Annotated in this window: 21 protein-coding genes; 10 read left to right on the forward strand and 11 right to left on the reverse strand. The window is 68.5% G+C overall.

What is annotated here, in order from left to right:
• Position 1: 1 nt before the first annotated feature.
• Entirely contained in the window at positions 2 to 1,849 is a 1,848-nt protein-coding gene (locus tag EL337_RS02225; RefSeq protein ID WP_048633329.1) for an Hsp70 family protein, read from the reverse strand.
• Positions 1,850 to 2,093: 244 nt separating this feature from the next.
• On the opposite strand from EL337_RS02225, the gene EL337_RS28885 reads away from it, so the two are divergent.
• The 5 genes from EL337_RS28885 (at position 2,094) to EL337_RS02250 (ending at position 9,325) form a co-directional block, all read left to right on the forward strand.
• On the forward strand, positions 2,094 to 2,639 hold the full coding sequence (locus EL337_RS28885; RefSeq protein WP_048633328.1) for an Rv0340 family IniB-related protein: 546 nt from the start codon (positions 2,094 to 2,096) through the stop codon (positions 2,637 to 2,639).
• Positions 2,640 to 2,939: 300 nt separating this feature from the next.
• Complete coding sequence (locus EL337_RS02235) at positions 2,940 to 3,983, forward strand: IniB N-terminal domain-containing protein (RefSeq protein WP_048633327.1); 1,044 nt, start codon at positions 2,940 to 2,942, stop codon at positions 3,981 to 3,983.
• Between the two features lie 93 nt (positions 3,984 to 4,076).
• Positions 4,077 to 5,909 (forward strand): isoniazid-induced dynamin-like GTPase IniA, encoded by a 1,833-nt coding sequence (gene iniA, locus EL337_RS02240; protein WP_048633326.1) that lies wholly within the window; start codon positions 4,077 to 4,079, stop codon positions 5,907 to 5,909.
• A 41-nt stretch (positions 5,910 to 5,950) separates the two neighbouring features.
• Positions 5,951 to 7,444, forward strand: coding sequence for a dynamin family protein (locus EL337_RS02245; protein ID WP_109860146.1), 1,494 nt, complete (start codon positions 5,951 to 5,953; stop codon positions 7,442 to 7,444).
• Between the two features lie 60 nt (positions 7,445 to 7,504).
• Positions 7,505 to 9,325 (forward strand): Hsp70 family protein, encoded by a 1,821-nt coding sequence (locus EL337_RS02250; protein WP_048633324.1) that lies wholly within the window; start codon positions 7,505 to 7,507, stop codon positions 9,323 to 9,325.
• A gap of 15 nt (positions 9,326 to 9,340) precedes the next feature.
• On the opposite strand, the gene EL337_RS02255 is transcribed toward EL337_RS02250, so the two are convergent.
• The 8 genes from EL337_RS02255 to EL337_RS02290 form a co-directional block, all read right to left on the reverse strand.
• Positions 9,341 to 9,862 (reverse strand): hypothetical protein, encoded by a 522-nt coding sequence (locus EL337_RS02255; protein WP_048633323.1) that lies wholly within the window; start codon positions 9,860 to 9,862, stop codon positions 9,341 to 9,343.
• A 29-nt stretch (positions 9,863 to 9,891) separates the two neighbouring features.
• Positions 9,892 to 10,341, reverse strand: coding sequence for a hypothetical protein (locus EL337_RS02260; protein WP_306316167.1), 450 nt, complete (start codon positions 10,339 to 10,341; stop codon positions 9,892 to 9,894).
• A 40-nt stretch (positions 10,342 to 10,381) separates the two neighbouring features.
• On the reverse strand, positions 10,382 to 11,332 hold the full coding sequence (locus EL337_RS02265) for an LLM class F420-dependent oxidoreductase (protein WP_048633321.1): 951 nt from the start codon (positions 11,330 to 11,332) through the stop codon (positions 10,382 to 10,384).
• A gap of 17 nt (positions 11,333 to 11,349) precedes the next feature.
• Entirely contained in the window at positions 11,350 to 11,973 is a 624-nt protein-coding gene (locus EL337_RS02270) for a TIGR03085 family metal-binding protein (protein WP_048633320.1), read from the reverse strand.
• 38 nt (positions 11,974 to 12,011) lie between these two features.
• The gene (locus EL337_RS02275) at positions 12,012 to 13,808 is read right to left on the reverse strand and encodes a glycoside hydrolase family 15 protein (protein ID WP_048633319.1); all 1,797 of its coding nucleotides are present in this window, start codon (positions 13,806 to 13,808) and stop codon (positions 12,012 to 12,014) included.
• Positions 13,801 to 15,198, reverse strand: coding sequence for a glucose-6-phosphate dehydrogenase (gene zwf / locus EL337_RS02280; RefSeq protein ID WP_048633318.1), 1,398 nt, complete (start codon positions 15,196 to 15,198; stop codon positions 13,801 to 13,803). Before zwf ends, EL337_RS02275 begins: the two co-directional genes overlap by 8 nt.
• Complete coding sequence (locus EL337_RS02285; protein WP_048633317.1) at positions 15,195 to 16,571, reverse strand: mycothione reductase; 1,377 nt, start codon at positions 16,569 to 16,571, stop codon at positions 15,195 to 15,197. Before EL337_RS02285 ends, zwf begins: the two co-directional genes overlap by 4 nt.
• Before the next feature lie 69 nt (positions 16,572 to 16,640).
• The gene (locus EL337_RS02290) at positions 16,641 to 17,186 is read right to left on the reverse strand and encodes a hypothetical protein (RefSeq protein ID WP_048633346.1); all 546 of its coding nucleotides are present in this window, start codon (positions 17,184 to 17,186) and stop codon (positions 16,641 to 16,643) included.
• Between the two features lie 205 nt (positions 17,187 to 17,391).
• On the opposite strand from EL337_RS02290, the gene EL337_RS02295 reads away from it, so the two are divergent.
• From EL337_RS02295 to EL337_RS02315, 5 genes are all read left to right on the forward strand, one after another.
• Complete coding sequence (locus tag EL337_RS02295) at positions 17,392 to 18,156, forward strand: GAP family protein (protein ID WP_048633316.1); 765 nt, start codon at positions 17,392 to 17,394, stop codon at positions 18,154 to 18,156.
• 188 nt (positions 18,157 to 18,344) lie between these two features.
• Positions 18,345 to 20,204, forward strand: a complete 1,860-nt coding sequence (gene dnaK, locus EL337_RS02300) for a molecular chaperone DnaK (protein WP_048633315.1) — start codon at positions 18,345 to 18,347, stop codon at positions 20,202 to 20,204.
• Positions 20,201 to 20,812 carry a nucleotide exchange factor GrpE gene (gene grpE, locus EL337_RS02305; RefSeq protein ID WP_048633314.1) on the forward strand — a complete coding sequence of 204 codons (612 nt, stop codon included), beginning with the start codon at positions 20,201 to 20,203 and terminating at the stop codon, positions 20,810 to 20,812. The genes dnaK and grpE overlap by 4 nt, the downstream gene beginning before the upstream one ends.
• 46 nt (positions 20,813 to 20,858) lie before the next feature.
• Positions 20,859 to 22,049, forward strand: a complete 1,191-nt coding sequence (dnaJ, locus tag EL337_RS02310; RefSeq protein WP_048633313.1) for a molecular chaperone DnaJ — start codon at positions 20,859 to 20,861, stop codon at positions 22,047 to 22,049.
• Positions 22,031 to 22,405, forward strand: a complete 375-nt coding sequence (locus EL337_RS02315; protein WP_048633312.1) for a heat shock protein transcriptional repressor HspR — start codon at positions 22,031 to 22,033, stop codon at positions 22,403 to 22,405. Before dnaJ ends, EL337_RS02315 begins: the two co-directional genes overlap by 19 nt.
• A gap of 12 nt (positions 22,406 to 22,417) precedes the next feature.
• Here the strand turns inward: EL337_RS02315 and EL337_RS02320 are convergent, their stop codons facing one another.
• A complete protein-coding gene (locus EL337_RS02320) occupies positions 22,418 to 23,320 on the reverse strand; it encodes an aldose 1-epimerase (protein ID WP_048633311.1) in 903 nt (300 codons plus the stop codon).
• A 24-nt stretch (positions 23,321 to 23,344) separates the two neighbouring features.
• Complete coding sequence (locus EL337_RS02325) at positions 23,345 to 24,511, reverse strand: FAD-binding oxidoreductase (protein WP_048633310.1); 1,167 nt, start codon at positions 24,509 to 24,511, stop codon at positions 23,345 to 23,347.
• Positions 24,512 to 24,572: the final 61 nt, after the last annotated feature.

Consider the following 24,572-nt stretch of genomic DNA (forward strand, 5'->3'; position numbering starts at 1 on the left):
GTCAGGCGCCGTCGTCGGGGATGACCGTCGTGACGATCGGATCCGGCGGGTCGACCGTGGTGGGCGGAGGTGCGGCGGTCGTGGTCGGTGGCGCGACGGTGGTCGTCGGCGGCGGAGCCGTCGTCGTGGGCTGCGTGGTGGTGGTGCGCGTGGTGGTGGTCGTGGGCTGCGTCGTGGTGGTGGTCGTCGTCGTGGTCGTGGTGGTGCTCGAGGTGGTGGTCGGCGACGTCGTGGTGGTGGTCGTCGACGACGGCGGGGGAGGCGGTGGCGGCTGGCTGACCGTGGTGGTGGCGACGCCGTCCGGTCCGACGGTCACCGTCGTGACAGGCGGGGGCAACTCCGCCGGGGCCGCCTCCGACGGAGTGGTGGAGGCGGTCTCGGTGACGGTCGTCGATTCCCCATCTGAACTGGTCAGTGTGATGGCGAGGCCACCGACGGCGAGCAGTGCCGCCGCGGCTGCCAGGCCGAACAGCAGGGGAGGGCGCTTGTACCAGGGCAGCGGTGCCAGGTCGTCCTGATAGTCGTCGCCGTCCGGGGTGAAGCCGATCGGGGGACGAGCCGCCGTCGAACTCGCGTCGTACGCCGGTGCGGCCGTGTAATCGGCGCCCGTATAGGGCAGGGGATCGCCTGCGGAGTCGTCATCCTGCGACCAGGCCAGCGCGCCGCCCGCCGCCGCACCAGCCGCTGCCGCACCGGCGGCCGGGCCCAGCGCGGTCGGGGCGTCCGCGGCCGGACCCATCGCCGTCGGGGTGTCGGCGGCGGGGGACAGACCGGTCGGCGCGTCGGCGGCGACCGCCATCCCTGTCGGAGCGTCGTTGTCGAGGCCCTGGTTGGCGATCAGCGCGGCGCCCGCGGCGATGTTGAGTTGAGACTGCGGTGTGGTCACCACGGGCGCGCGGAGTTGTTCCGACAGCCGCTGGGTCACCATCGGGATCGCGGCACCGCCGCCGACCGTGGCCACCGCTGAAATGCTTTCAACGGCAATTGCATTGCGCTGCAACGTATCCCTGATGGCAGACAGCAGACCGTCGAGTTGGCCCGAGATCAGCTGTTCGAGTTCGGGGCGGGTCACCCGGACATCGGAGCGATACCCGGGAAGGTCCACCGGAACCACCGCCGCGGTCTCGGCCGAGAGGCGCTCCTTGGCGGCCCGGCACTGGTCGCGAAGCTGCATCAGCGGACCCACCGCCGCGGTGCCCGAGGTGTCGGCGTCGTTGGTGTCGGCGACGCCGGCCAGCACGTGGTCGAGCAGTGCCTGATCGATCCCGTCACCGGAGAAGTCCGGGTAGCGGAGCGTCTGCCCGATCTCGTTGAGGGCGCCGCCTGCATCGGCCATCGAGACGGACGTTCCGCTGGCGCCGAGATCGACCAGGACGACCACACCGGCGGCGGGTAGCCCCGGCGCGGTCCGCAGTGCGGCGAGCGCGGCGGTCGAGTCGGGAATCAGCGTGGCGGGCACGCCGTTCGGTGCCAGGATCTGCTGGTTGCGCAGTGCGCCGCGCAGTGCGCCCAACGTTCCGGGGCCCCAGTGCGCGGGCACGGCGACAGCGACCGGCGATCCGCCGTCGACCAGGCGGGCCATCGCGGCGAGCGCTTCGGCGAGCACCTGCTCGCCCCGGTGTGCGGTGCCGTCGGCGGCGACGAGGGGGACAGGGTCGCCGACGCGGTCGACGAAGCCGCTCAGCACCACCCCGGGCTCGGGGCGGCCGGGCAGTTCTGCGGGTGCGCCGACCTGTGGTGCCTGGCCGGTGAAGAGATTGAGAATGGATCTGCGTGTCACGGGTGGGCGGCCAACGCGGGCCGCCACGAGGTTGGTCGTCCCGATCGACAACCCCAGTGGCTCGGTCATGGCGGCGTCTCTCCTGTCTGGACCGTGCACCACCTTAGCGGCTCGTCCCCGGCTACCGGCGGACGTCCCCCTAGTGTGGCGAATCCCCTACACCGGCATCCCCTAACGGCCGTGGCCACCGCTCGGGGTGCACACCGATCCCGAAGCCCGTCTGTCCGAATAGCATCGTGGGCACAGAGCGGAGGCACGGTGCCGAGCGCCGCACGCGCTCGATCAGACAGCGACGGACAGAGGAGGTGACGCCATGGCGAACCCGCTTCTCGATTTCGTGATGTCGTTGGTGCGGGATCCCGACGCCGCCGCCCGGTACGCCCAGGATCCGGCGGGCGCCATCGCCGACGCCCAGTTGACGGACGTGACCAGCGCAGACGTGCAGAACCTGATACCGGTGGTGGCCGAGTCGCTGTCGATGTCGTCCATGTCCTCGTCGATGTCGTCGTCTATCGCCGCCCCGGCGCAGCACTGGGACGACCTGGTGCCCGACCCGGTGAGCAACGTGTGGGCCAGCGGCGCCGCCACTGCCGCCTTCGATGCGTTCGACGACCAGCTGCCCCAGCGTGGCGTCATCGTCGACGACCCCTCGGTCCCGGGGATCGTCGACGATGTCGATCCCGGTTTCGAGGTGCTGACGGACGTCGATCCGCTCGACACCGCGACGTCGCTGCAGGTCGAAGCGCCGGTGATCGATGACATACTGACGGCGGAGGCTGGTCTCGACGACGACTGGGCGCAGCCGATCGCCCCGGCGGAGACCAGTGATCACGGTCCGAGCTTCGACATCTTCGACTGAGTCGAGTCGGCGCCCACCCACGGACGTACGCCCCGCGCGGATCTTGCGATCCGCGCGGGGCTTTTTTGGTGCTTGAGCTGCAGAAACAGTGCTGGGGTCGGCACGAAGCCCGATACCCCCTAGATATCCCCTAATCCCCTAGTGTCGGCACCCCACTATCCCTAGGTGGGGGCGCTGGGGATTGGGCCTCTGCCCCGTTTTCGGCGGGTTCGGCAGTCCATAACGTGGTGTCCAGATCGCCGGGAGGTCCGGCGAACGACCACAAGACCAGAAGACCCTGAAACCTGGAAAGGCACTCCCATGACGACACTCATCGATTTCATCCTCGACCTGTTCCGCAGCCCGGCCTCCGCGTCGTCCTTCGTCGTCGACCCCGACGGTGCCCTGCGCGATGCCGGCCTGCCCAACGTGACCGCCGCCCAGTTGGCGTCGGTGGCCGCCACGGCCGCTCCGGCCGGCTACGCGCTCGGCGGCGGCGACCCGGTCGTCGGTCTGCAGCGTGCGGTCGCCGACCATCATCAGCTGGCGTCGAACTTCGCGTCGCCGTTCTCGCCGCAGACCTCGTACGCGCCGAGCTTCGCGCCGGAGACCAACACCGACCTGCTCAGCGGCAACAACCTGCCGATCGCCAGCCCGGACCAGGCGGCCGGCGCCAACGCCCAGAACGGTGCGTTCAACCTGGGCTTCGGCGACATCACCTTCGGCGACAAGAGCACCAACACCGCCACCAACGGTGGCGTGGTGGTCGACGGTGACAACGACGGCGACATCGTCAGCGGTGACGGAGCCGTGCTCGGGGATGGCAACACCATGAACAACGGCGACATCCTCGCGGGTAGCGGCTCCAACGTCGTCGTCGGGAAAGACAACGAGGTCGAGGACAACTCGAAGACCGCCGGTGGCGACCTGATCACCGACAACGACGCCCCCGTGCTCAACGACGTCGACACCAGCGGTGGCAACGGCGGTGGCGCCGACGGCGGCGGCAGCCTGATCGGCATCGGGTCCGGCAACGCGGCCGGCGGATCCGGAGGCAACGGCGGCGGCATCATCATCACCGACAACGACGTCAACACCGGCACCCAGATCGACGGCAACGTCGGCAGCGACAACACCGAGGACAACTCGGTGAACACCTCGGTGCAGACCGACATTGCCACCTCGACCGAGAGCTCGATCGAGGACAACTCCTCAAGCTACGAGTCCAACATCGGTTCGGGTAACGAGACCGCGATCGGCTCGGGCAACGAGACGAGCACGGATCTGTTCTCGGGCAACGTCACCGGCATCGAGACCGATATCGCCTCCGACAACACCACCGACACCGAGCTCGACGCGTTCTGATCTGCATGACCGCCGACCACTGGCGGGGACCGCAATGGTCCCCGCCAGTGTGCGCGCCTACCGTTGACTCACCACGACAGACCCAGGGGCACCATGTCGCAACCGAACGACCCCAAGAAGGTCGTCCTCGAGCTCATCGACCACACGAGCACGATCGCCGAAACACAGCAGCGCGGCGATCTGGTGGAACGGCTCGCCCGGGCCCGCCGCCGCGTCGGTGACCCGCAGATTCGGGTGGTGATCGCAGGGCAGCTCAAGCAGGGCAAGAGCCAGCTGCTCAACTCGCTGCTGAACATGCCGGTCGCGCGCGTCGGCGACGACGAATCGACGGTGCTGGCGACCGTGGTGTCCCACGGCGAACAGGCCTCGGCGCGGCTGGTGGTGGCCCGAGGCGACGGTGACGAGCCCGAGCTGATCGAGATCCCCACCGCGGAGCTGCGCAACGATCTGCGCCGGGCGCCACAGGCCGGTGGCCGCGAGGTACTGCGCGTCGAGGTGACCGCACCCAGCCCGCTGCTCAAGGGCGGTCTCGCGTTCATCGACACGCCCGGCGTCGGCGGACACGGCCAGCCGCACCTGTCGGCGACGCTGGGCCTGCTGCCCGACGCGGACGCCATGCTGATGATCAGCGACACCAGCCAGGAGTTCACCGAACCCGAGATGACGTTCATGCGGCAGGCGGTGGAGGTCTGCCCCGTCGCGGTGATCGTCGCGACGAAGACCGATCTGTACCCGCACTGGCGCCAGATCGTGGACGCGAACGCCGCCCATCTGCGCCGTGCCGGCATCACCACACCCGTGATCCCGGCGTCGTCGACGCTGCGCAGCCATGCGGTGGCGCTCAACGACAAGGAACTCAACGAGGAGTCGAACTTCCCGGCGATCGTGAAGTTCCTGTCCGACGACGTGCTCGCGCGCCAGCAGCACCGGGTGCGTCAGCAGGTCGTCGGCGAGGTCCGCGCGGCGGCCGAGCATCTCAAGCTGGCGGTCGAGTCGGGGCTGTCGTCGCTCAACGACCCGCACGCCCGGGAGCGGTTGACCGCCGACCTCGAACGCCGCAAACAGGAGGCCCAGGACGCACTGCAACAGACCGCGCTGTGGCAGCAGGTACTCAACGACGGTATCGCCGACCTGACCGCCGATGTCGACCACGATCTGCGACAACGCTTCCGCAACATCACCTTTCACACCGAACGGATCATCGATACGGGCGACCCGACGACCCACTGGGCCGAGATCGGCGCCGAACTCGAAGAGGCGGTGGCCACCGCGGTCGGCGACAACTTCGTCTGGGCCTACCAGCGCGCCGAGGCGCTGGCGGCCGACGTGGCCCGGACCTTCATGGAGGCCGGCCTGGACGCCGTCCGGATGCCCGCGATCGATGCGCGGGACATGGGCGCCGAACTCGGCGACTTCAAGTCGCTGGCCCAGCTGGAGGCCAAACCCCTGAAGCTGGGGCACAAGGTCGTCACCGGGATGCGCGGCTCCTACGGCGGAGTCCTGATGTTCGGCATGCTGACGTCGTTCGCCGGGCTGGGCATGTTCAACCCGCTGTCCCTGGGGGCCGGGTTCATCCTCGGCCGCAAGGCCTACAAGGAGGACATGGAGAACCGGATGCTGCGCGTCCGCAACGATGCCAAGACCAATGTGCGCCGGTTCGTCGACGATGTCGCCTTCGCCGTGGGCAAGGAGTCCCGTGACCGGCTCAAGGGCATCCAACGGCAGCTGCGCGACCACTACCGCGAGATCGCCAACCAGACCACGCGGTCGCTGAACGAGTCGCTGCAGGCCACCCTGGCGGCGGCCAAGGTGGAGGAGACCGAACGCACCGCCCGCGTCAAAGAACTGGAGCGGCAGGCCAACATCCTGCGGCAGGTGCTCGACCACGCGGACAAGCTCGGCGCCGAGGTGGCATCGGCTCACTAAGCTCGACGGGTCACCAGTCGGGCGAGACGAAACGGCGAACTCTGAGTACCAGCGACAACGTGCGGGCGATCCTGGGCGGCACCATCGCCGCGTACCGGGCCGACCCTGCATATCGTCAGCGGCCGGACGTGCACCTGGAGCTCGAGCGCATCGGCCGACGGCTGAACCAGCCGATCCGCATCGCGCTCGCAGGCACGCTCAAGGCGGGCAAGTCAACGCTCGTCAACGCCCTCGTCGGCGACAGCATCGCCCCGACCGACGCCACCGAGGCGACCCGCATCGTCACCTGGTTCCGGCACGGGCCCACGCCGAAGGTGACGGCCAACCACCGCGGCGGCCGCCGATCCAACGTGCCGATCGCCCGGGACCCCCGCTACGGCGGTCTGACCTTCGACTTCGCGACGCTGGATCCTGACGACGTCGCCGACCTCGACGTCGAATGGCCCGCCGCCGAACTGGCCGACGCGACGATCATCGACACCCCGGGCACGTCGTCACTCTCCCGGGATGTGTCAGCCCGCACGCTGCGGCTGCTGGTCCCCGACGACGGGGTGCCGCGGGTCGATGCCGTGGTCTTCCTGCTTCGTACACTCAACGCCCCGGATATCGCCCTGCTCAAACAGATCGGCGAGCTGGTCGGTGGATCCGCCGGTGCCCTCGGCGTGATCGGGGTGGCCTCGCGCGCCGACGAGATCGGTGCCGGCCGCATCGACGCCATGCTGTCGGCCAAGGACGTGGCGCAGCGGTTCACCTCCGAGCTGGAACGCACCGGCGTCTGCCAGGCCGTCGTCCCGGTGTCCGGGCTGCTCGCGCTGACGGCCCGCACCCTGCGGCAGAGCGAGTTCGTGGCGCTGGAGAAGCTCGCCGGGGTGGAGCCCGGTGAGCTGACGAAGGCGATGCTGTCGGTGGACCGCTTCGTCCGCGAGGACCCCGCGCTGCCGGTGGACGCCGTGACGCGCGCCGCGCTGCTGGACCGGTTCGGGATGTTCGGCCTGCGCATCTCGATCGCCGTGCTGCGGGCCGGGGTGAAGGATTCGGTGGCGCTGGCCGAGGAACTGCTCGACCGCAGCGGGCTGGTGGCGCTGCGTGACGTCATCGACCAGCAGTTCGCCCAGCGTTCCGACCTGCTCAAGGCCCACACCGCCCTGGTGTCGCTGCGCACGGTCGTGCAGCGCCACCCCGTCTACGCCACCCCACGCATCCTGGCCGACATCGACCCGCTGCTGGCGGACACGCACGCCTTCGAGGAGCTGCGCCTGCTCAGCCAGCTGCGCTCGCGGCCCACCACGCTCAACGACGACGAGATGGCCTCGCTGCGGCGCGTGATCGGCGGGTCGGGAACCGACGTGGCCAGTCGCCTCGGGCTGTCCGCGGCGGATGCCGACGACGGCCCGAGGGCTGCCTTCTCCGCCGCGCAACGCTGGCGCAGGCGCGCGGACCACCCGCTCAACGACCCGTTCACCGCGAGGGCGTGCCGGGCCGCCGTGCGGAGTGCGGAAGCGATCGTCGCGGAGTATGCGCGAACACGCCGCTGAAATGTGCGCGGGCGCGGCGCTGACGCCTAACACTTCGGCGCGCCAAAGCGACGTACAGGTATGCGCAGTTCCCTTGGTGTCTCGCTGGGCGCAGCCAACCTGGTCGCGGTCGCCGACGGCCGGCCGATCAGCCGGCCGGCCGCCCTCACCCTGGCCTCCGGAGCGGTGGCGACGGGCTTCGTCGAGCGCATCGGCGATCCGGTGCCGCTGGTTCTCGCAGACGGGTCCGGACACCGCGCCGAGGACCTGACCGCCGCCGCGATCGAGCAGCTGATCCGTTCCGCCCGGCCCTACCGGCGCCCGGATGCTGCGGCCGTCGCGGTACCCGCCCACTGGCCCGACCGGATGGTGGCGGCGGTGCGGGCCGCCGTTCCGCACCTGAGCGTGGTGTCAGATGCGTCCGCGGCGCTCGCCGCGCTGCAGACCGACCCGGGGCTGCCGACCCACGGCGTGGTGGCGCTCTGTGATTTCGGCGCGACCGGGAGCAGCATCTCGCTGGCCGACGCCGGCAACGGTCTGGCGACGATCGGGGAGACGATCCGTCTCGACGTGTTCTCCGGGGACCTCGTCGACCGCGCGCTGCTGCAGCACGTGCTCGGCGGCATGGATGTCGATCCGGCCGCAACAGCGCATGTGACCAGGCTGGGTGATCTCCGGGACCAGTGCCGGGCGGCCAAGGAACGGTTGTCCGTCGACACCGCCACCGGTCTGTTCGACGGCCGGACGACGATCCGGGTGACGCGCCACGAGGTCGACGCGCTGATCGGCGCCGCCCTCGACCGGTTCGCCCAGGAGCTGATGGGCGCGCTGTACCGCCACCGCATCGCCCCCGCGCAGCTCGCGGCGATTGCCACCGTGGGTGGCAGCTCTCGTATACCACTTGTGACTCAACGTCTTTCGGAGAGTTTCCGTCGACCGGTGATCACCACGCCGCACGCGTACATGGCCGCTGCCGCCGGGGCCGAGATCCTGGCCGTGCGCACCGCTGTCGCCGAGCCGCGCACAGCGCTGGCGCCGACGGTGGTGCAGGATCCGACGATGGCGGCCGCGGTGCCGCTGGCCTGGTCGGCAGAGACCGTCGACCTCGCGGCCGCCGAGGTCGCTGACGACGGCGTGGTCGACGAGACGGCCGAGACCGTCTACAACACGGCGTACGCACGTCCCGACGTCCACTTCCACAGCCGCGGTGAGGAATTGGCCGCCAGAGACTACGAGGCGCTGGCCTGGTATCGGCGACCCGGCGTATTGTTCGCCACCGCAGCATGTTTCGCCGCGATGGCGGCGACGGGTCTGGTGCTCACCGCGCAGATCGGGCAGGCGGGCCCCGCCGAGCCCGGATCGTCGGGCATCGCGACACCGGTTGCGACGAAGCCCTTGGACGCTCCGGCGGCGCCTGCGGACATCGCGGTGCCGCCGACGGTGACCGAGACGGTGATAGCGGATGCTCCCGCGCCGCGGCCGGTGCAGGCCGTCCCGGCGCCGCAGCAGGTGGTCACGAAGCAGTCGGCGCCGCAGCAGGTTTCGCCACCGGCCGCACCGCCGGTCGTGCTTCCCGCCCCGGCGGCGCCGCCGGCGACGTCGACACCGACTCCGGAACCCCAGCCCTCGCCCAGTCCGACACCGACGCCCACACCGTCGCCCGAGCCGTCACCGAGTCCCTCGCCCAGCCCGACGCCGGACCCGACACCGACACCAACGCCGGAGCCGACGCCGGAACCGACGCCCGAACCGTCGCCGTCACCCGAACCGTCGCCCGAACCCTCGCCGTCGCCCGCGCCCTCAGCGGAGCCTGCGCCGGAACCGTCGGCGGAGCCCGCTCCGTCCGCTGAGCCTGCCGCGCCGGTCACCGAGTGTGTACCTGCGCCGGACACCGACTGCTAGCCGGACGCGCCCAGATCAGGGAGTGGGCGGGGCGGGGCTCTCGGTGATCGTCTCGGTCTGAGTCTCGGTCTGCGTCACCGTGCTGGTGCTCGTGCTGACCGTCGTGCTCGGAGTCGTCGTCGTGGTCGTCGTCGTGGTGGTCGTCGTCGTCGGCGCGGTGGTGGTCGTGGTGGTCGTCGGCTCCGTGGTGGTCGTCGCCGTCGCGCTCTCCGTCTCGGTGGCGGTCTCGGTCGCCGTGGGTGCGACCGCGGGCGCCGAGGTGGTGGTCAGCGGCGTCAGCGACGTGGTGGTCGTGGTGTTCGACGTGGAGTCACCCGTGATGGCCTTGGCCAGTCCGAAGACGATCAGGGCGATGATGATCGCGCCGATGGCCCCCAGGGATACCAGTCCGGCCGGCTTCCGGTACCACGGCGCCTCGGTGGTTTCCGGCTCCGGTGGCGGCTGCTGGCCGTAGTCGTCGTAGCCGTAATTACTGAGCTGGGTCGGCTCGTCGTCGGAGTAGTTGCCCTGGTCGTCCGAATCTCCGTATCGCGCCACGAGGACCGATAGTAGGCGTCGCCGGCCGCCTACGTGCCCGGGTAGAGCGTGCGTGTCACGTTTGTCCGCGGTCGGCTACGGGTCGTCTGCGGCTCGTCGTCGTCATCGTTCTCGGTGGACGTTTCGGTCTCGCGGGTCCGCGGCGGGCGAGTGCTCGGACTTGTCGTCGATTCCGATGTGGACGAAGGTGTCGCGTCCGGATTGATGTCGGTGGTCATCGGCGGGCTGGTGCTGGTGATGGTGCTCGTGGTGGTCGGCGTCGACGTCCCCGACTTGCTGGCGGTGACCGCAGGAGGGACGTAGTACAGCGGCGGCTGCTCGGGCTCGTTGAACTGCCCCGCGACATACGACAGCAGACCGATCAGCACCGCGATGGCGGCCAGACCCGCGACACTGGCTCCCAGCAGAGTGGACGTCCGGTTGTGCCACGCTACGGGCGGCTCCTCCGGAGAGGCATCGTCTCGATCCCGGCTGGTCACGGCCACCGATAGTAGCGGTGGCCAGCGCCCTGTCGCCGGGTCAGCGGAACTGCGATACCACCTGCTCGGCGAAGAACTCGACGTGCTCCAGGTCGCTCATATCGAGAACTTGCAGGTAGACCCGCTGAACGCCCGCGTCGAGGAAGGGCCCGAGCTTGTCGACGATTTCGGCGGGCGTGCCCACCACTGGCGAATTGGACCGGAGTTCGTCGAGCTCGCGACCGATGGCGCCCGCGCGCCGGGTCAGCTCGTTCTCGTCGCGGCCGGCGCACAGCACGAACGCCGCGGAATAGGTGATCGACTCCTTGGCCCGGCCCGCCGTCTCGACGGCCGCCGCGACCCGTGCGTACTGCTCGGTCAGGGTGTCCAGCGGCACGAACGGGATGTTGAACTCGTCGGCGAAGCGGGCGGCAAGAGCCGGTGTCTTCTTCGCGCCTCCGCCGCCGATGATGATCGGCGGGTGCGGGGTCTGCACGGGTTTGGGCAGCGCGGGGGAGTCGCTGATGCTGTAGTGCGTGCCGGTGTAGTCGAACGTCTCGCCCGGCGGCGTCGCCCACAGCCCGGTGAGAATCTCCAACTGTTCGGTGAGCCGCTCGAACCGCTCACCTAGAGGTGGGAACGGGATGGCGTACGCCTTGTGCTCGGCCTCGAACCAGCCGGCGCCGATGCCGAAATCGACCCGGCCACCACTCATCTGATCCACCTGGGCCACCGAGATGGCCAGCGGGCCCGGGTAGCGGAACGTCGCCGAGGTCACCATGGTGCCCAGCCGGATCGAGCTGGTCTCCCGTGCCAGCCCGGCCAACGTCACCCACGAATCGGTGGGGCCGGGCAGCCCGTCGCCCGCCATCGCGACGTAGTGGTCGGAGCGGAAGAACGCGGAGTACCCAGCACGTTCGGCCGTCTGCGCGACGGCCAGCTGATCGGTGTAGGCGGAGCCCTGTTGGGGTTCGACGAAGATGCGGAAATCTACCGAGTCGTTAGGAGCCACGCCTTCCCACCCTAGGCTCACAGCCCGCCGCGGGCCTCTTTCACGCGGTCCGTCAGATCAGCGGGACCGTCGAAGGACACCCAGGCCTGGTCGCGGCCCGCAGCGAACAGCAGCAGCTCGCCGGGGTCTCCGGTGACGACGACCTCCGGACCCTTGCCGACGGTGGCCAGCGTGTCTCCCTGCGGCGTGCGGAGCACGACGCGCGCCGGCGCCTTGCGCAGCGTCATCCGGGCCATCATCGCCACCGGTCGCCGCAGCGCCGACACCGTCTGCGCGTCGAGCGGCCGGGGTTCCCAATCGGGACCCGCGCGGCGGACGTCCTCGTGGTGGATGAACATCTCGGCGACGTTCGCGATCGGGTCGAGCAGCTTGAACGGCGAGTACAGCGGCGGCCCGTCGGCCACCTGACCCAGCAGCAGGTCCCAGTCGGTCGACGCCGCCACCTGGTCCTGGACCCGCTCGGTGTAGCCGGCGAACACCGGGATCAGGATGCCCGGCGCGGCATCGAGGCGCCGTTCCCGCACCACCAGGTGGGCGGTCAGATCGCGCACGTCCCAGCCCTCGCACAGCGTCGGCGCGTCGGGTGCGACGTCGCGGAAGGTCGCCACCAGGGCTGCGCGTTCGCGCTGTGCAACGGTCATGATCAGCTCGTTCCCTTCGTCGGTACGGGTGAAACGGGTCAGCCCATCGCGCGGTCGAGGTTGATCGCGGCGCTGATCAGGGACAGGTGGGTGAAGGCTTGCGGAAAGTTGCCCACCTGGTCTCCGGTCGCGCTGACCTGCTCAGCGTAGAGACCGACGTGATTGGCGTAGGTGAACATCTTCTCCAAGGCCAGCTGGGCGTCCCGGTGCCGGCCCACCCGGGTGAGCGCTTCGACGTACCAGAACGTGCAGAGCGAGAACGTTCCCTCGTCGCCGTCGAGACCGTCGGTGGCCGGGTCGTACCGGAACACCAGGCTGTCGGTGACCAACTCGCGTTCGATCGCCTGCAGCGTCGACAGGAAGCGCGGGTCGGCGGGCGAGATGAACTTGACCATCGGCATGAGCAGCACCCCCGCGTCCAGCCGCTCGCCGCCCTCGACCTGGGTGAACGCCTGCAGATCGGCGTTCCACGACTTGTCCATGATGCGGTGGTAGATGTCGTCTCGGGTGGCCGTCCAGGTCACCAGGTCCGCGGGCAGTCCGCGGCGGCGGGCGATCCGGATGGCCCGCTCCAGCGCGACCCAGCACATCAGCCGGGAGGTGGTGTAGGGCTGCGGGGTGTCGCGGACCTCCCACATGCCCGCGTCGTCGCGCTCCCAGTTGTCGACGAGCCAGTCGATGACCACGACGACATCGGTCCACGCGTCGTGGCTGATGCCCGCGCCGTACTTGTCGAACAGATACACCGAATCGATCAGGTCGCCGTAAATGTCGAGCTGCAGCTGGTCGACGGCGGCGTTGCCGACCCGTACCGGGGCGGAACCGGCGTATCCGCGCAGATGGTCCAGCTCCATTTCCGGCGACGGCTCGTTGCCGTCGATGTCGTAGAGCACCCGCAGCGGCCCGAGGCCGTCCTGCTCGCGCTCCCCACGGCCCAGACGTTTCGACAGCCACTCGATGAACGCATTCGCCTCGGCGTTGAACCCCAGGCGCAGCAACGCGTACAGACTGAACCCGGCGTCGCGCATCCACACGTAGCGGTAGTCCCAATTACGTTCGCCGCCAATGTCTTCGGGGAGGCTGGAGGTGGGCGCGGCGATCACCGCGCCCGACGGCTCGTGGGTCAGGAGCTTCAGCGTGATGGCTGACCGTTCGACCATCTCCCGCCACCTGCCCTCGTAGCGGGACTGGGCCAGCCAGGTGCGCCAGTACTCGGTGGTGTCGTCGAAGAGTGTGGCGACGTCGTCCCCGGTGGCGGACGCAGGATCGTCCGGGTCGAGCACCTCGAGGACGAAGTCCGCCGTCTCCCCTTTCTTCAGGGTCAGCTCGGCGGTGACCACGCCGTCGTCGGCCTGGAGTTCGGCCGAGGACGTCAGACGCATCGCCATGCGGTCGGCGCGGAAATCCACCGCTCGATCACCGAGGGTGAGCTCGAAACGTTCTCTGCCGTAGTCGGGTCGGGCGTCGAGTGCCATGCGCACGGTGGTGGCGCCCCGGACGGCCACGACGCGCCGCACCAGTCGCTGCCGGTGCTCCTCGGTCGCGGCGGCGACGGGCATGAAGTCATGGACCTCGATCACGCCGTCATCGGTCAGGAACCGGGTGACCAGCGCCGCGGTGTCGGGGAAGTAGAACTGATGGGTGCGGCTGCTCTCGCATGCCATCGACAGCTGCCAGCTGCCACCACGCTCGGTGTCGAGGATGGCGCCGAACACGCTGGGCGAATCGAACCGCGGCGCACAGAACCAGTCGATGGTTCCGTCGGTCCCGACCAGCGCGCATGTCCGTAGATCCCCGATGAGTCCGTGCTCGGCGATGGACGGACCATCAGGCATCGGGCAACCGCCATCCGCCCGGACCGGGCAGCGCCACTGCGGCATCCGGGCCCCAGGAGCCTTTCTGGTACGACTGCACCCGGGGAGGAGCGTCCAGCACGGGTTGGCACACCTGCCACAGCCGGTCCACCTCGTCACCGCGCGCGAACAGGGTCTGGTCGCCGTCCACCGCGTCGAGCAGCAGCCGTTCGTAGGCGTCCAGCCCGTTGTCCTCGTCGTCGCCCGGGATGAGACGGAGCTCCGAGCTCACCGTCGTCAGCGTCAACTCGGGGCCGGGCTGCTTGACGTTGAGCTCGACGGTGGCCGCCGGGGTGCCGGTCAGGTCGAGGACGAGCTGATCCCGGGCCGGCGTGGCGCCGGGAAACAGCTCGGGCCGCGGGTTGCGGAACGTGAGCGTCACCGTTCTCCGGTTGGCCGCCAACGCCTTTCCGGTGCGGAGGTAGAACGGCACGTCACGCCACCGGTCGTTGTCGACGAACGCCTCCAGCGCTACGAACGTCTCGACCTCGGAATCGTCGGCGACGTCGTCGTCCTCGCGGTACCCGTCGTACTGTCCGAACACCACGCGTGCCGGATCGAGCGGCCGCATCTGCTCGAACACTCGGGCCTTGGCGTCGCGCAGCGCGGTGGCGTCGAGTGTGGCCGGGGGTTCCATGGCGACGAAGCCGAGCACCTGGCACAGGTGGGTGGACACCATGTCGCGGAAGCAGCCCGTCGACTCGTAGAAGCTGCCGCGGCCCTCCAGTGCCAGGTCCTCCGGCACGTCGATCTGCACTGACTCGATATGCTCTCTGTCCCAAGCTGGTTCGATCAGACCGTTCGCGAAGCGCAGCGCCAGGATGTTCTGGACCGCCTCTTTGCCGAGGAAGTGGTCGATTCGGTACACGTGGTCCTCATCGGAGACCGACGCCGTGGTGGCGGCCAACTCGCGGGCGCTGTCCAGGTCGGTGCCGAAGGGCTTCTCGACGATGAGGCGGGCATTTCCGGCCAGTCCCTCCCGCCCGAGCATCTCGATCATCGGCCGCATCGCGGCCGGCGGCACCGACAGATAGATGAGGGTCTGCACGGCATCGCCGAGTTCGTCCTGCGCCTGCCTGACCTCCGCAGCCAGGTCGGTACCGTCCTCGTCGGTGGAGGACTGGAACCGCAACTGGCTCAACAACTTCTCGACCACTGCGCCGTCGAGGTCGTCGATCGAGTCGGCCAGCCCGTCACGGACCGAGTCCCGGAACTCGTCGATGCTCTCGGGTGACGAACGACCCGACCCGATGATGCGGTACTCATCGGGGAGCCTTCCGGCGGCCGCGAGGCGGTACAGGCTGGGGAAGAGCATGCGGCGCGCGAGGTCACCGCGGGCGCCGAACAGGACCAGGACAATCGGATCGGTCATGCAGCGGACTCCTGAAGGTCGAGTAGGGCGTTTTCGACGACTTCGGTCAGTGCCGGATGGATCCAGTAGGGCCGGTTCGCCAGGTCCTCGGCAGAGATGCCGAAGTTCATTGCGACGACGAAGATCTGGATCATCGAGGCGGCCTGCGCGCCGATGATGTGTGCGCCGAGGATCGTGCCGTCGGGGCGTGCGAGAACTTTGCACAGCCCCGTGCTGTCCTGCATCGCCCAGCCGTAGGCGACGTCGGCGTATTCGGTGATCCCGACTCGGTACTCCAGATCGTCGTCTCGGCAACTCTTTTCGGTACGGCCGATGGACGCGATCTGCGGATGGGTGAACACCGCTGACGGTACGAGTTCGTGGCTGACGGCCTGCAGATCGTCGGGGTGCAACAGGTTGTGCTTGACCGCGTGCGCTTCACGGTTGGCGACGTGCTTGAGCGGGATAGGCGTGCTCACGTCACCGAGCGCGAAGACGCCGTCCGCCGTCGTGCGACCGTATTCGTCGACGACGATCCGACCGTCGTCGTGGGTCTCGATATCGCCCTTGGCGGCGTCGAGGAGGTCGGCGTTGGGGCGGCGACCGGCCGCCACCAGGAGGGAATCGGCACCGATGGTGGAGCCGTCGTCCAGGGTGATGACGAGATCACCTGCGGTACCGGAGATTCCGGCGAGTTCGCTACCGCATCGCAGGTCGTAGCGGGACCGCATCAGCTCGGTGTACGCGGTGCGGACCGCTTCGTCCTGGGGTCCGCCGAGTAGCTGCCCCGACTTCTCGATGATGGTGACGCGGCTGCCCGCGGTGGCGAAGACGTGGGCGAGTTCGGCCGCGATGTAGCCGCCGCCCAGTACGGCGAGGTGTTGTGGCGGAGCGTCCAGGCGCATCACGGTGTCCGAGGTCTCGAAAGGCAGCCCGGAGTCGGCGACGATGTCCGGCACCACGGGTCGGCTCCCTGCCGCGACGACGATGCGCTCCGCGCTGATGTCGACCGTCTCGTCGGCGAGGGTCACCTGGAGCCGACGAGGTCCGGTGAAGCGGGCATGACCGTGGTAGACGGTGATGAAATCGCTGTCTCTGCGCCCTTGTTCGCCCTCGTCGGCGACGGCGTCGGTACGGCTGAAGACCCGATCGCGGACCTCCGTCCAGCGCATCCGGTGGTAGTCGGCGTCGATGTCGAAGGTGTCGGCTGACGCCACGGTGTCGGCGACCTGGGCTGTGTAGGACAGCATCTTCGACGGGATGCAGCCGTAGTTGACGCAGGTGCCGCCGAACTTGCGGTCGTCGATGATCGCGACGTCCAGGTCGGAGAACCGATCGTCGATGACCATGTTGCCCGAACCCGCTCCGATGACGACCAGATCGTGTGTGCGCACCTGCGTGCTGTTCCCGAAAGGTACTCATCGCGAAACGTGCACCGGCTGACCGGTCTGTGACGTGGGCTGTCAGAAGGTTTCGACGCCCTCGACGCTGATGACCATGCCGCGCCCGGTGCTGTCGTTGGTGAAGCGGGTGCCGTTCTCGTCGGCGTCGATCGACCATCCCACCGCCGAGTAGGTCCGGTAGTCCAGGGTGACGGCGGGGATCGCGCCGAGGTTGCCCTGCACCCAGCTGAGGTCGCCGTCGGCGGTGAGCCGCACACCGTTGGCCGGCGCTCCGTTGATCTCCGGCGCGTTCGTGAACGCCGCTTCGCAGCCGACCTCCTGCTCATCGAGCTGGCAGCGCGTCTTGCCGGATTTTGTCTGGATGAACACGTAGCCGTTCTGCGGCGCAAGTTCCTCCCCGCCCGAGGGCCGGGGGTTGCTCGGGGACGGCGCGGGTGCCGGTGTCGACGACGGTGCGGGGGAGGGCTGGCTGGGTCTGGGGGTGGGGACGTTCGGTTCGAGATAGGAATCGGGTTCGCGGGTGGCGGTCCCGTCGACCGAGGACTGGCAGCCTGCGAGCGCGGCGGCGGCGAGCACCAATTCCGCGACGGCCACCCGAGCTTTCATCTCGTCCAGCGTACGCAGCATGAGGCGGAAGTGACGGAAGTGACGCGCGGCTTTCGCGAGGGTGCGCTCAGGGTCGTGAATTCGCGCGGTCTACGACCCTGTGTGCACTTTCGCGGCGCACTCGGCGGGGTGCCGCACCCGTGCGCGCTACCCTCCCACCGTGCACGTCAGCATGATGACCACCACCGTTGCGCCGGGTTGAGCTGTGAGCACACACCTCACCGTCCTCGCGACACTTGCCCTCGCCATCCTGTTCAGTCCCGAGACGCTGGTGTTGGGGTTGATCATCGCCAGCGACAAGGTGGTGCCCAGGCAGGCGGCGTTCGCCTTCGCATTCGGTGCCATCGCCGGTATCGCGTTCGCCACCGGCATCGGAATGCTCATCGCCCACCTGACCGGTGGCGGCGGCGAGTCGGCGGTGCACCACAATTCGTGGCCCGGGTTCGTGGTCCGCGTCATGATCGCCGTCGCACTGCTGGTGATCGGCATCTACCGCGTGATCGCCGCGGTGCGGCACAAACCGATCGCCGACGCGTCCGCGCCCGACCACCGCCCGAGCCGGCTGCGGACCCGGATCACGGCGAAGTTCCCCGGGCTCGCGGGCCAGCTGAACCCGCAGGCCGGCCTGCCGGTACGCCAACGCATCACGCGGGCCGCCATGGCGGGGTTCGCGGTCTGTGGACTGCACCCGAAGGTGTTCCCGATCGCCATCGCCGCCGGCCATCAATTGCTCGACATCACCGACCCGTCCCAACGAACCCTGGGAATCGTGGTGTTCGCCGCGATCGCCGTGGTGCCCGCGCTGGCGCCGGCAGTGATCGAGCTGGTCAGCCCCGGTGCGTCCAGTCGCATCAAGGATGGCTACGAGCGGCTCATGAAGGTCCATGGACGGTGGATCATCGCTGTCCTCCTGTTCGTCGCGGCGGCGTTCGTGGGCCACAACGCGCTCGAACACCTGCCGCGGAGCTGATCAGCCTCCGCTGCTCCGCAGAAATCCGGCAGTTCCGGCGGGAACAAAAGGCCGGGAGGGCCCGTTGACCCTTTCGACAGTTGAGTGACTCAGACTCAAGTCTCAGTTGACACGAAGGTGTCCGCAGAGGCAGGCTTGAGTGCGGTGCACTCAGACCAAAACGTTTCATCTATCAGGAGGCAGTAACTATGGCTCGTGCGGTCGGTATCGACCTCGGGACCACCAACTCCGTCGTCGCAGTACTGGAGGGTGGCGACCCCGTCGTCGTCGCCAACTCCGAGGGCTCCCGAACCACCCCGTCGGTCGTCGCGTTCGCGCGCAACGGCGAGGTGCTGGTCGGCCAGCCCGCCAAGAACCAGGCGGTGACCAACGTGGACCGGACCATCCGTTCGGTTAAGCGTGAAATCGGCACCGAATGGTCCGTGGAGATCGACGGCAAGAACTACACGCCGCAGGAGATCAGCGCCCGCGTGCTCATGAAGCTCAAGCGCGACGCCGAAAGCTACCTTGGCGAGGACATCGCCGATGCGGTGATCACCGTTCCCGCGTACTTCAACGACGCTCAGCGTCAGGCCACCAAAGATGCCGGCCAGATCGCCGGCCTCAATGTGCTGCGCATCGTCAACGAGCCGACCGCGGCAGCACTGGCGTACGGCCTGGACAAGGGTGAGAAGGAACAGACCATCCTGGTGTTCGACCTCGGTGGTGGCACGTTCGACGTGTCCCTGCTGGAGATCGGCGAGGGTGTCGTCGAGGTGCGCGCCACCTCCGGTGACAACCACCTCGGTGGCGACGACTGGGACGACCGGATCGTCGAATGGCTGGTCGACAAGTTCAAGAGCACCAGCGGCATCGACCTGACCAAGGACAAGATGGCCATGCAGCGGCTGCGTGAAGCCGCCGAGAAGGCCAAGATCGAACTGTCGAGCTCGCAGAGCACGTCGATCAACCTGCCCTACATCACCGTCGACGCCGACAAGAACCCGCTGTTCCTCGACGAGCAGCTGACACGGTCGGAGTTCCAGCGCATCACCCAGGATCTGCTGGACCGCACCCGCAAGCCGTTCCAGTCCGTCATCAAGGACGCCGGGATCTCCGTCTCCGAGATCGACCATGTCGTGCTGGTCGGTGGATCCACCCGTATGCCCGCGGTCTCCGAGCTGGTCAAGGAAATGACCGGCGGCAAGGAACCCAACAAGGGCGTGAACCCGGACGAGGTCGTCGCCGTCGGCGCCGCACTGCAGGCCGGCGTGCTCAAGGGTGAGGTCAAAGACGTTCTGCTGCTTGATGTCACCCCGCTGTCGCTGGGTATCGAGACCAAGGGCGGCGTGATGACCAAGCTGATCGAGCGCAACACCACCATCCCGACCAAGCGCTCGGAGACCTTCACCACGGCCGACGACAACCAGCCGTCGGTGCAGATTCAGGTGTTCCAGGGTGAGCGCGAGATCGCCTCGCACAACAAGCTGCTCGGCTCCTTCGAGCTGACCGGCATCCCGCCGGCCCCCCGCGGCGTGCCGCAGATCGAGGTGACCTTCGACATCGACGCCAACGGCATCGTGCACGTCACCGCCAAGGACAAGGGCACCGGCAAGGAGAACACGATCAAGATCCAGGAAGGCTCCGGCCTCTCCAAGGAGGAGATCGACCGGATGATCAAGGACGCCGAGGCGCACGCCGACGAGGACCGTCAGCGTCGCGAAGAGGCCGACGTCCGCAACCAGGCCGAGTCGCTGGTCTACCAGACGGAGAAGTTCGTCAAGGAACAGCGCGAAGCAGAAGGCGGATCGAAGGTCCCCGAAGACACCTTGACCAAGGTCGACGGTGCGATCGGTGCGGCCAAGACCGCTCTTGCGGGCACCGACATCGGCGCGATCAAGACAGCCATGGAGAAGCTCGGCGAAGAGAGCCAGGCCCTCGGCCAGGCGATCTACGAAGCGACGCAGGCCGAGCAGGGGTCGGCCGATGGTGAGTCCGCCGGCGGCGCCGGCTCCAATGACGACGTCGTGGACGCCGAAGTTGTTGAGGACGACCAGGAGCGCAAGTGAGCGATCCCCAGCAGGAACCCATCACCTTCACCGACAAGAGACGCATCGACCCGGACACCGGACAGGTGCGCGAGCCCGCCGGACCGGCCCCCAGTGGGTCGGCTCCGGAGGGGGAGTTCGCCGGTGAGACCGTCGAGGAAGCGGGCAAGGCCGCCGAGCTGCTCAACGATCTGCAGCGGGTGCAAGCCGATTTCGCCAACTACCGCAAGCGGGCGTTGCGTGATCAGCAGTTGATCGCCGACAGGGCGAAGGCCGGCGTTGTCGTTCAGCTGCTTCCCGTGCTCGACGACCTCGAGCGTGCTCGCAGCCACGGTGACCTGGATTCCGGGCCGTTGAAGTCTGTCGCCGACAAGCTGGCGACTGCCCTTGAGGGACTGGGACTTTCCGGCTTCGGCGAGGAGGGTGACGCCTTCGACCCCGCGCTGCACGAGGCTGTGCAGCACGAGGGCGAGGGCACCCATCCCGTCGTCGGAACCGTGATGCGGCGCGGCTACAAGGTCGGTGATCAGATCGTCCGCCACGCCATGGTGGGCGTGGTCGACACCGTGCCCGACGCGTCAGTGCCCGGCAATGCCGACCCTGAGGCCGAACAACCTTCACAATCGTAAGAAGTGAACTGACAACAATGAGACACAGGTAAGGAGGTGACGCGATATGGCCCAGCGTGAATGGGTTGAAAAGGACTTCTACAAAGTGCTCGGCGTCGCCTCCGATGCCGACGAGAAGGACATCAAGCGAGCCGCACGAAAGATCCTCGCCGAGAACCATCCCGACCGAAATCCAGGTAATGCCGAAGCCGAAGAGCGGTACAAGACCGCCTCGGAAGCCAAGGAAGTTCTCACCGACGCGGCGAAGCGCAAGGAGTACGACGAGACCCGCCGGCTGTTCGCAGGCGGCGGGTTCGGTCGGGGTCGCTACAGCGGTGGCGGCGGGCAAGGTTTCGGCGGCGGTTTCAGCGGTGCCGACGGCCAGGAGTTCAACCTCAACGATCTGTTCGACGCCGCAGGTCAGTCCGGCGGCGCGAACATCGGTGACCTCTTCGGCGGGTTGTTCGGCCGTGGCGCACAGCAGCCACGCCCCACCCGTCCCCGTCGGGGCAACGACCTGGAAACCGAGACCGAGCTGAGTTTCCTCGAAGCCACCAAGGGTGTGGCGATGCCGCTGCGGCTCACCAGCCCGGCTCCGTGCACCAACTGCCACGGCAGCGGTGCCCGGCCGGGTACCAGCCCCAAGGTGTGCCCCAATTGCAATGGGGCAGGGGTCATCAGCCGCAACCAGGGAGCGTTCGGGTTCTCCGAGCCGTGCACGGAATGCCGTGGCAGCGGGTCGATCATCGAGAACCCCTGCGACGAGTGCAAGGGCACCGGCGTGACCACCCGGACCCGCACCATCAACGTGCGGATCCCTCCCGGCGTCGAGGACGGTCAGCGCATCAGGCTGGCCGGCCAGGGCGAAGCCGGGTTGCGGGGAGCACCCTCGGGCGACCTGTACGTGACCGTACATGTCAAGCCGGACAAGGTGTTCGGGCGCAACGGTGACGACCTCACGGTGGCCGTTCCGGTCAGCTTCCACGAGCTGGCCCTGGGGACAACGCTTTCCGTCCCCACTCTGGAGGGGAAGGTCGGCGTGCGTGTGCCCAAGGGCACCTCGGACGGCCGCATCCTGCGGGTCAGGGGCCGTGGCGTCCCGAAACGCTCAGGCGGACATGGTGATCTGCTGGTCACCGTGAAGGTCGCCGTGCCACCCAACCTGGAGGGCGAGGCGGCCGAGGCGCTGGAGGCGTACGCGAAAGCCGAACGGGCCAGTGGATTCGACCCCCGGGCGGGATGGGCGGGTTCGCTGTGAGTCGCGGTGAAGACGCCAGGACATTTCTGATCTCGGTGGCCGCCGAGCTGGCCGGTATGCATGCGCAGACCCTGCGCACCTACGACCGGCTCGGCCTGGTCAGCCCGCAGCGCAGTTCGGGTGGCGGACGCCGATATTCACAGCGCGACGTGGATCTGCTACGTGAGGTCCAGCGCTTGTCGCAGGACGAGGGCGTGAACCTGGCCGGTATCAAACGCATCATCGAGCTGACCAATCAGGTCGAGGCGCTGCAGGCGCGGGTACGCGAACTCAGCAGTGAGGTCGAGCATCTGCGTGCCCAACCACGGCCCAAGAGCACCGCGCTGGTGGTGTGGCAACCGCGTCACCAGCGCTGAAGCCTCGGCGGGTCAGCTGACCTTGATGCGGAACCTGGTGACAGCGGTCTCGCCGGGCTGCACCTCGCGGTAGCCGCCACGGCGCAGCGCATCGGTGGGAGCGGCCATCGGCTCGAAGCACACGACGTCGTCGTTGATCGGCGCGAAAACCTGTGCCGCGGAGAAGCCTTCGTCGAAGTGCACCTCGATGCGGCGGCCGCCACCCGAGACCGCGAACACCGAGCCGGCGGCGACCTCGTCGAAGCCGTCGTCGAACACCTTGGTGCCCAACACCTCTGTGGATGCGGGCCGCTGCTCCATGGCCCCGGTTGGAATGCCCCACGCGTTCACCGGGCGATACTGCATCTCCGGCATCTCGATCGTCCACTCCGCCCGCGGCACGCCGGGCAGCTGCAGGTACGGATGGAAGCCGAAGCACAACGGAACCCGTGATCCGGTGGTGGCGGTGACCGTCGTGGTGACGGTGAGGGTGCGGTCGGCCAATGTGATGTCCAGCGTCAGCAGATGGGGAAACGGAAAGCTGGCGAGCAGTCCGGGGCGCGCCGCGAAGTCCAGTTCGGCCGTCAGCTGCGATTCCAGCAGCGTCGTCACCGTCCACTCGTCGGAGGCGGCCAGGAAACCGTGGATCGGCACGCCGTGCTCGTCGGTGCGCACCCCGCCGGTGCCCGGCGTCAGCGTCACCACCGAGCCGTCGACGCCGTAGCCGTTGCTGCTGAGCCGGTTCGCCCACGGGTAGAGGATCGGGATGCCCATGGTCTTGTGATTGGACACGTAGGCGTACAGACCCTTGCGCTGGCCCAGCAGTTCGACGCCGTCGTCGGACAGCGAGGTGCCGACCATACCGATGCGGGGGGCGTAGGTGGCGGTCAGCGGCGACGACGGATCGCGCAGCGTGACGGTTTCGAACTCGTCCATTCCTCCGATCCTGCCACGTGCGCCTCAGTTGGCCAGGGGATCGTGCTGAATCCTTTCGGCAGGCGCACCTTTGGCGATCAACGCCGCCTTGGTCGCCTGCACCATCTCCGGTCGGCCGCACACCAGGATCTGCCGATCGCCCCAGTTCCCGTAACGGGTGACCACCTCGGGCAGCCTGCCGCTCTGGCGTACGTGCAGTCCCCGCGGCGGTGTGACGTCCGGATAATCGGCCGCCCACGGCGGGTCGAAGTTCAGCTCCGACACCGGTGTCACCGACAGCCACGGGTTGGTGGACGCGATCTCCCACAGGGTGCGCAGGTCATAGAGTTCACAGGGGTACTTCGCGCCGAAGAACAGGTGGACGCGGGGATTCTCGCCGAACCGGGTCAGGTCCATGATCATGGTCCGCAGCGGCGCCAGGCCGGTGCTGCCCGCCACCATCAGCACGTCGCCGCCGTCGCGGTCGATCTCCATCGCACCGTGCGGGTTGGACAGTCGCCAGCGATCCCCCGGGCGGGTCTCGCCGATGATCGCGGTACTGACCATGCCGCCCGGGATGGAGCGGACGTGGAACTCGATGTATCCGGCCGGGTCGGCGGGGATCGACGGGCTCAGGTAGCGCCACCGGCGCGGCCACTGCGGGATCTGTACCGGCACGTACTGCCCCGGGTGGTAGGCCACCGCGTGGTCCATCCGCAGCCGGACCACCGAGACGTCGCGGGTGGGGCGCAGGTGTTCGAGCACGGTGCCGTCGCAGAACGGCGGGCTGGTCTCCGCATCCGCGGCGCCGCTCATGACCCCGACCACCAGGTCGACGACGTCGTTCACGGCTTCGCCGAGTCTGCGGTCCCAGCGGTCGGACAGCGCGCTGCGCAGCGTGGTCAGCAGGGCGTCCTGGAGTGTCGCGTAGTGCCCGGAGGTGACACCGTACTTGCGGTGATCCCGGCCGAGCTGGGCCAGGAAGGCGACCGGCTCCTCGGCCCGCTGGGCGATGAGCTCGTCGCACAACCAGCACATGGCCTGGCCGAATACCCGGCGCTGTTTCGCCATGTCCGGGGGAAAGAGGTCGCGGGCTGACATGTCGACGGCGAACCAGCGGGTGTAGAACCGGCCGATCACCGTGTCGGAGCCGTCACCGACGTCGAGCACATCCCGGAGGATGCGCACCGATTCGCGGTCTTCGAGGCCCACGCCGCACGATCCTAAGTCACTCGGGCGCTGTCTTCCCGCGACGAACGGCCGCCGGCGCCGC

It is taken from the genome of Mycolicibacterium aurum, assembly GCF_900637195.1.
Lineage (GTDB): Bacteria > Actinomycetota > Actinomycetes > Mycobacteriales > Mycobacteriaceae > Mycobacterium > Mycobacterium aurum.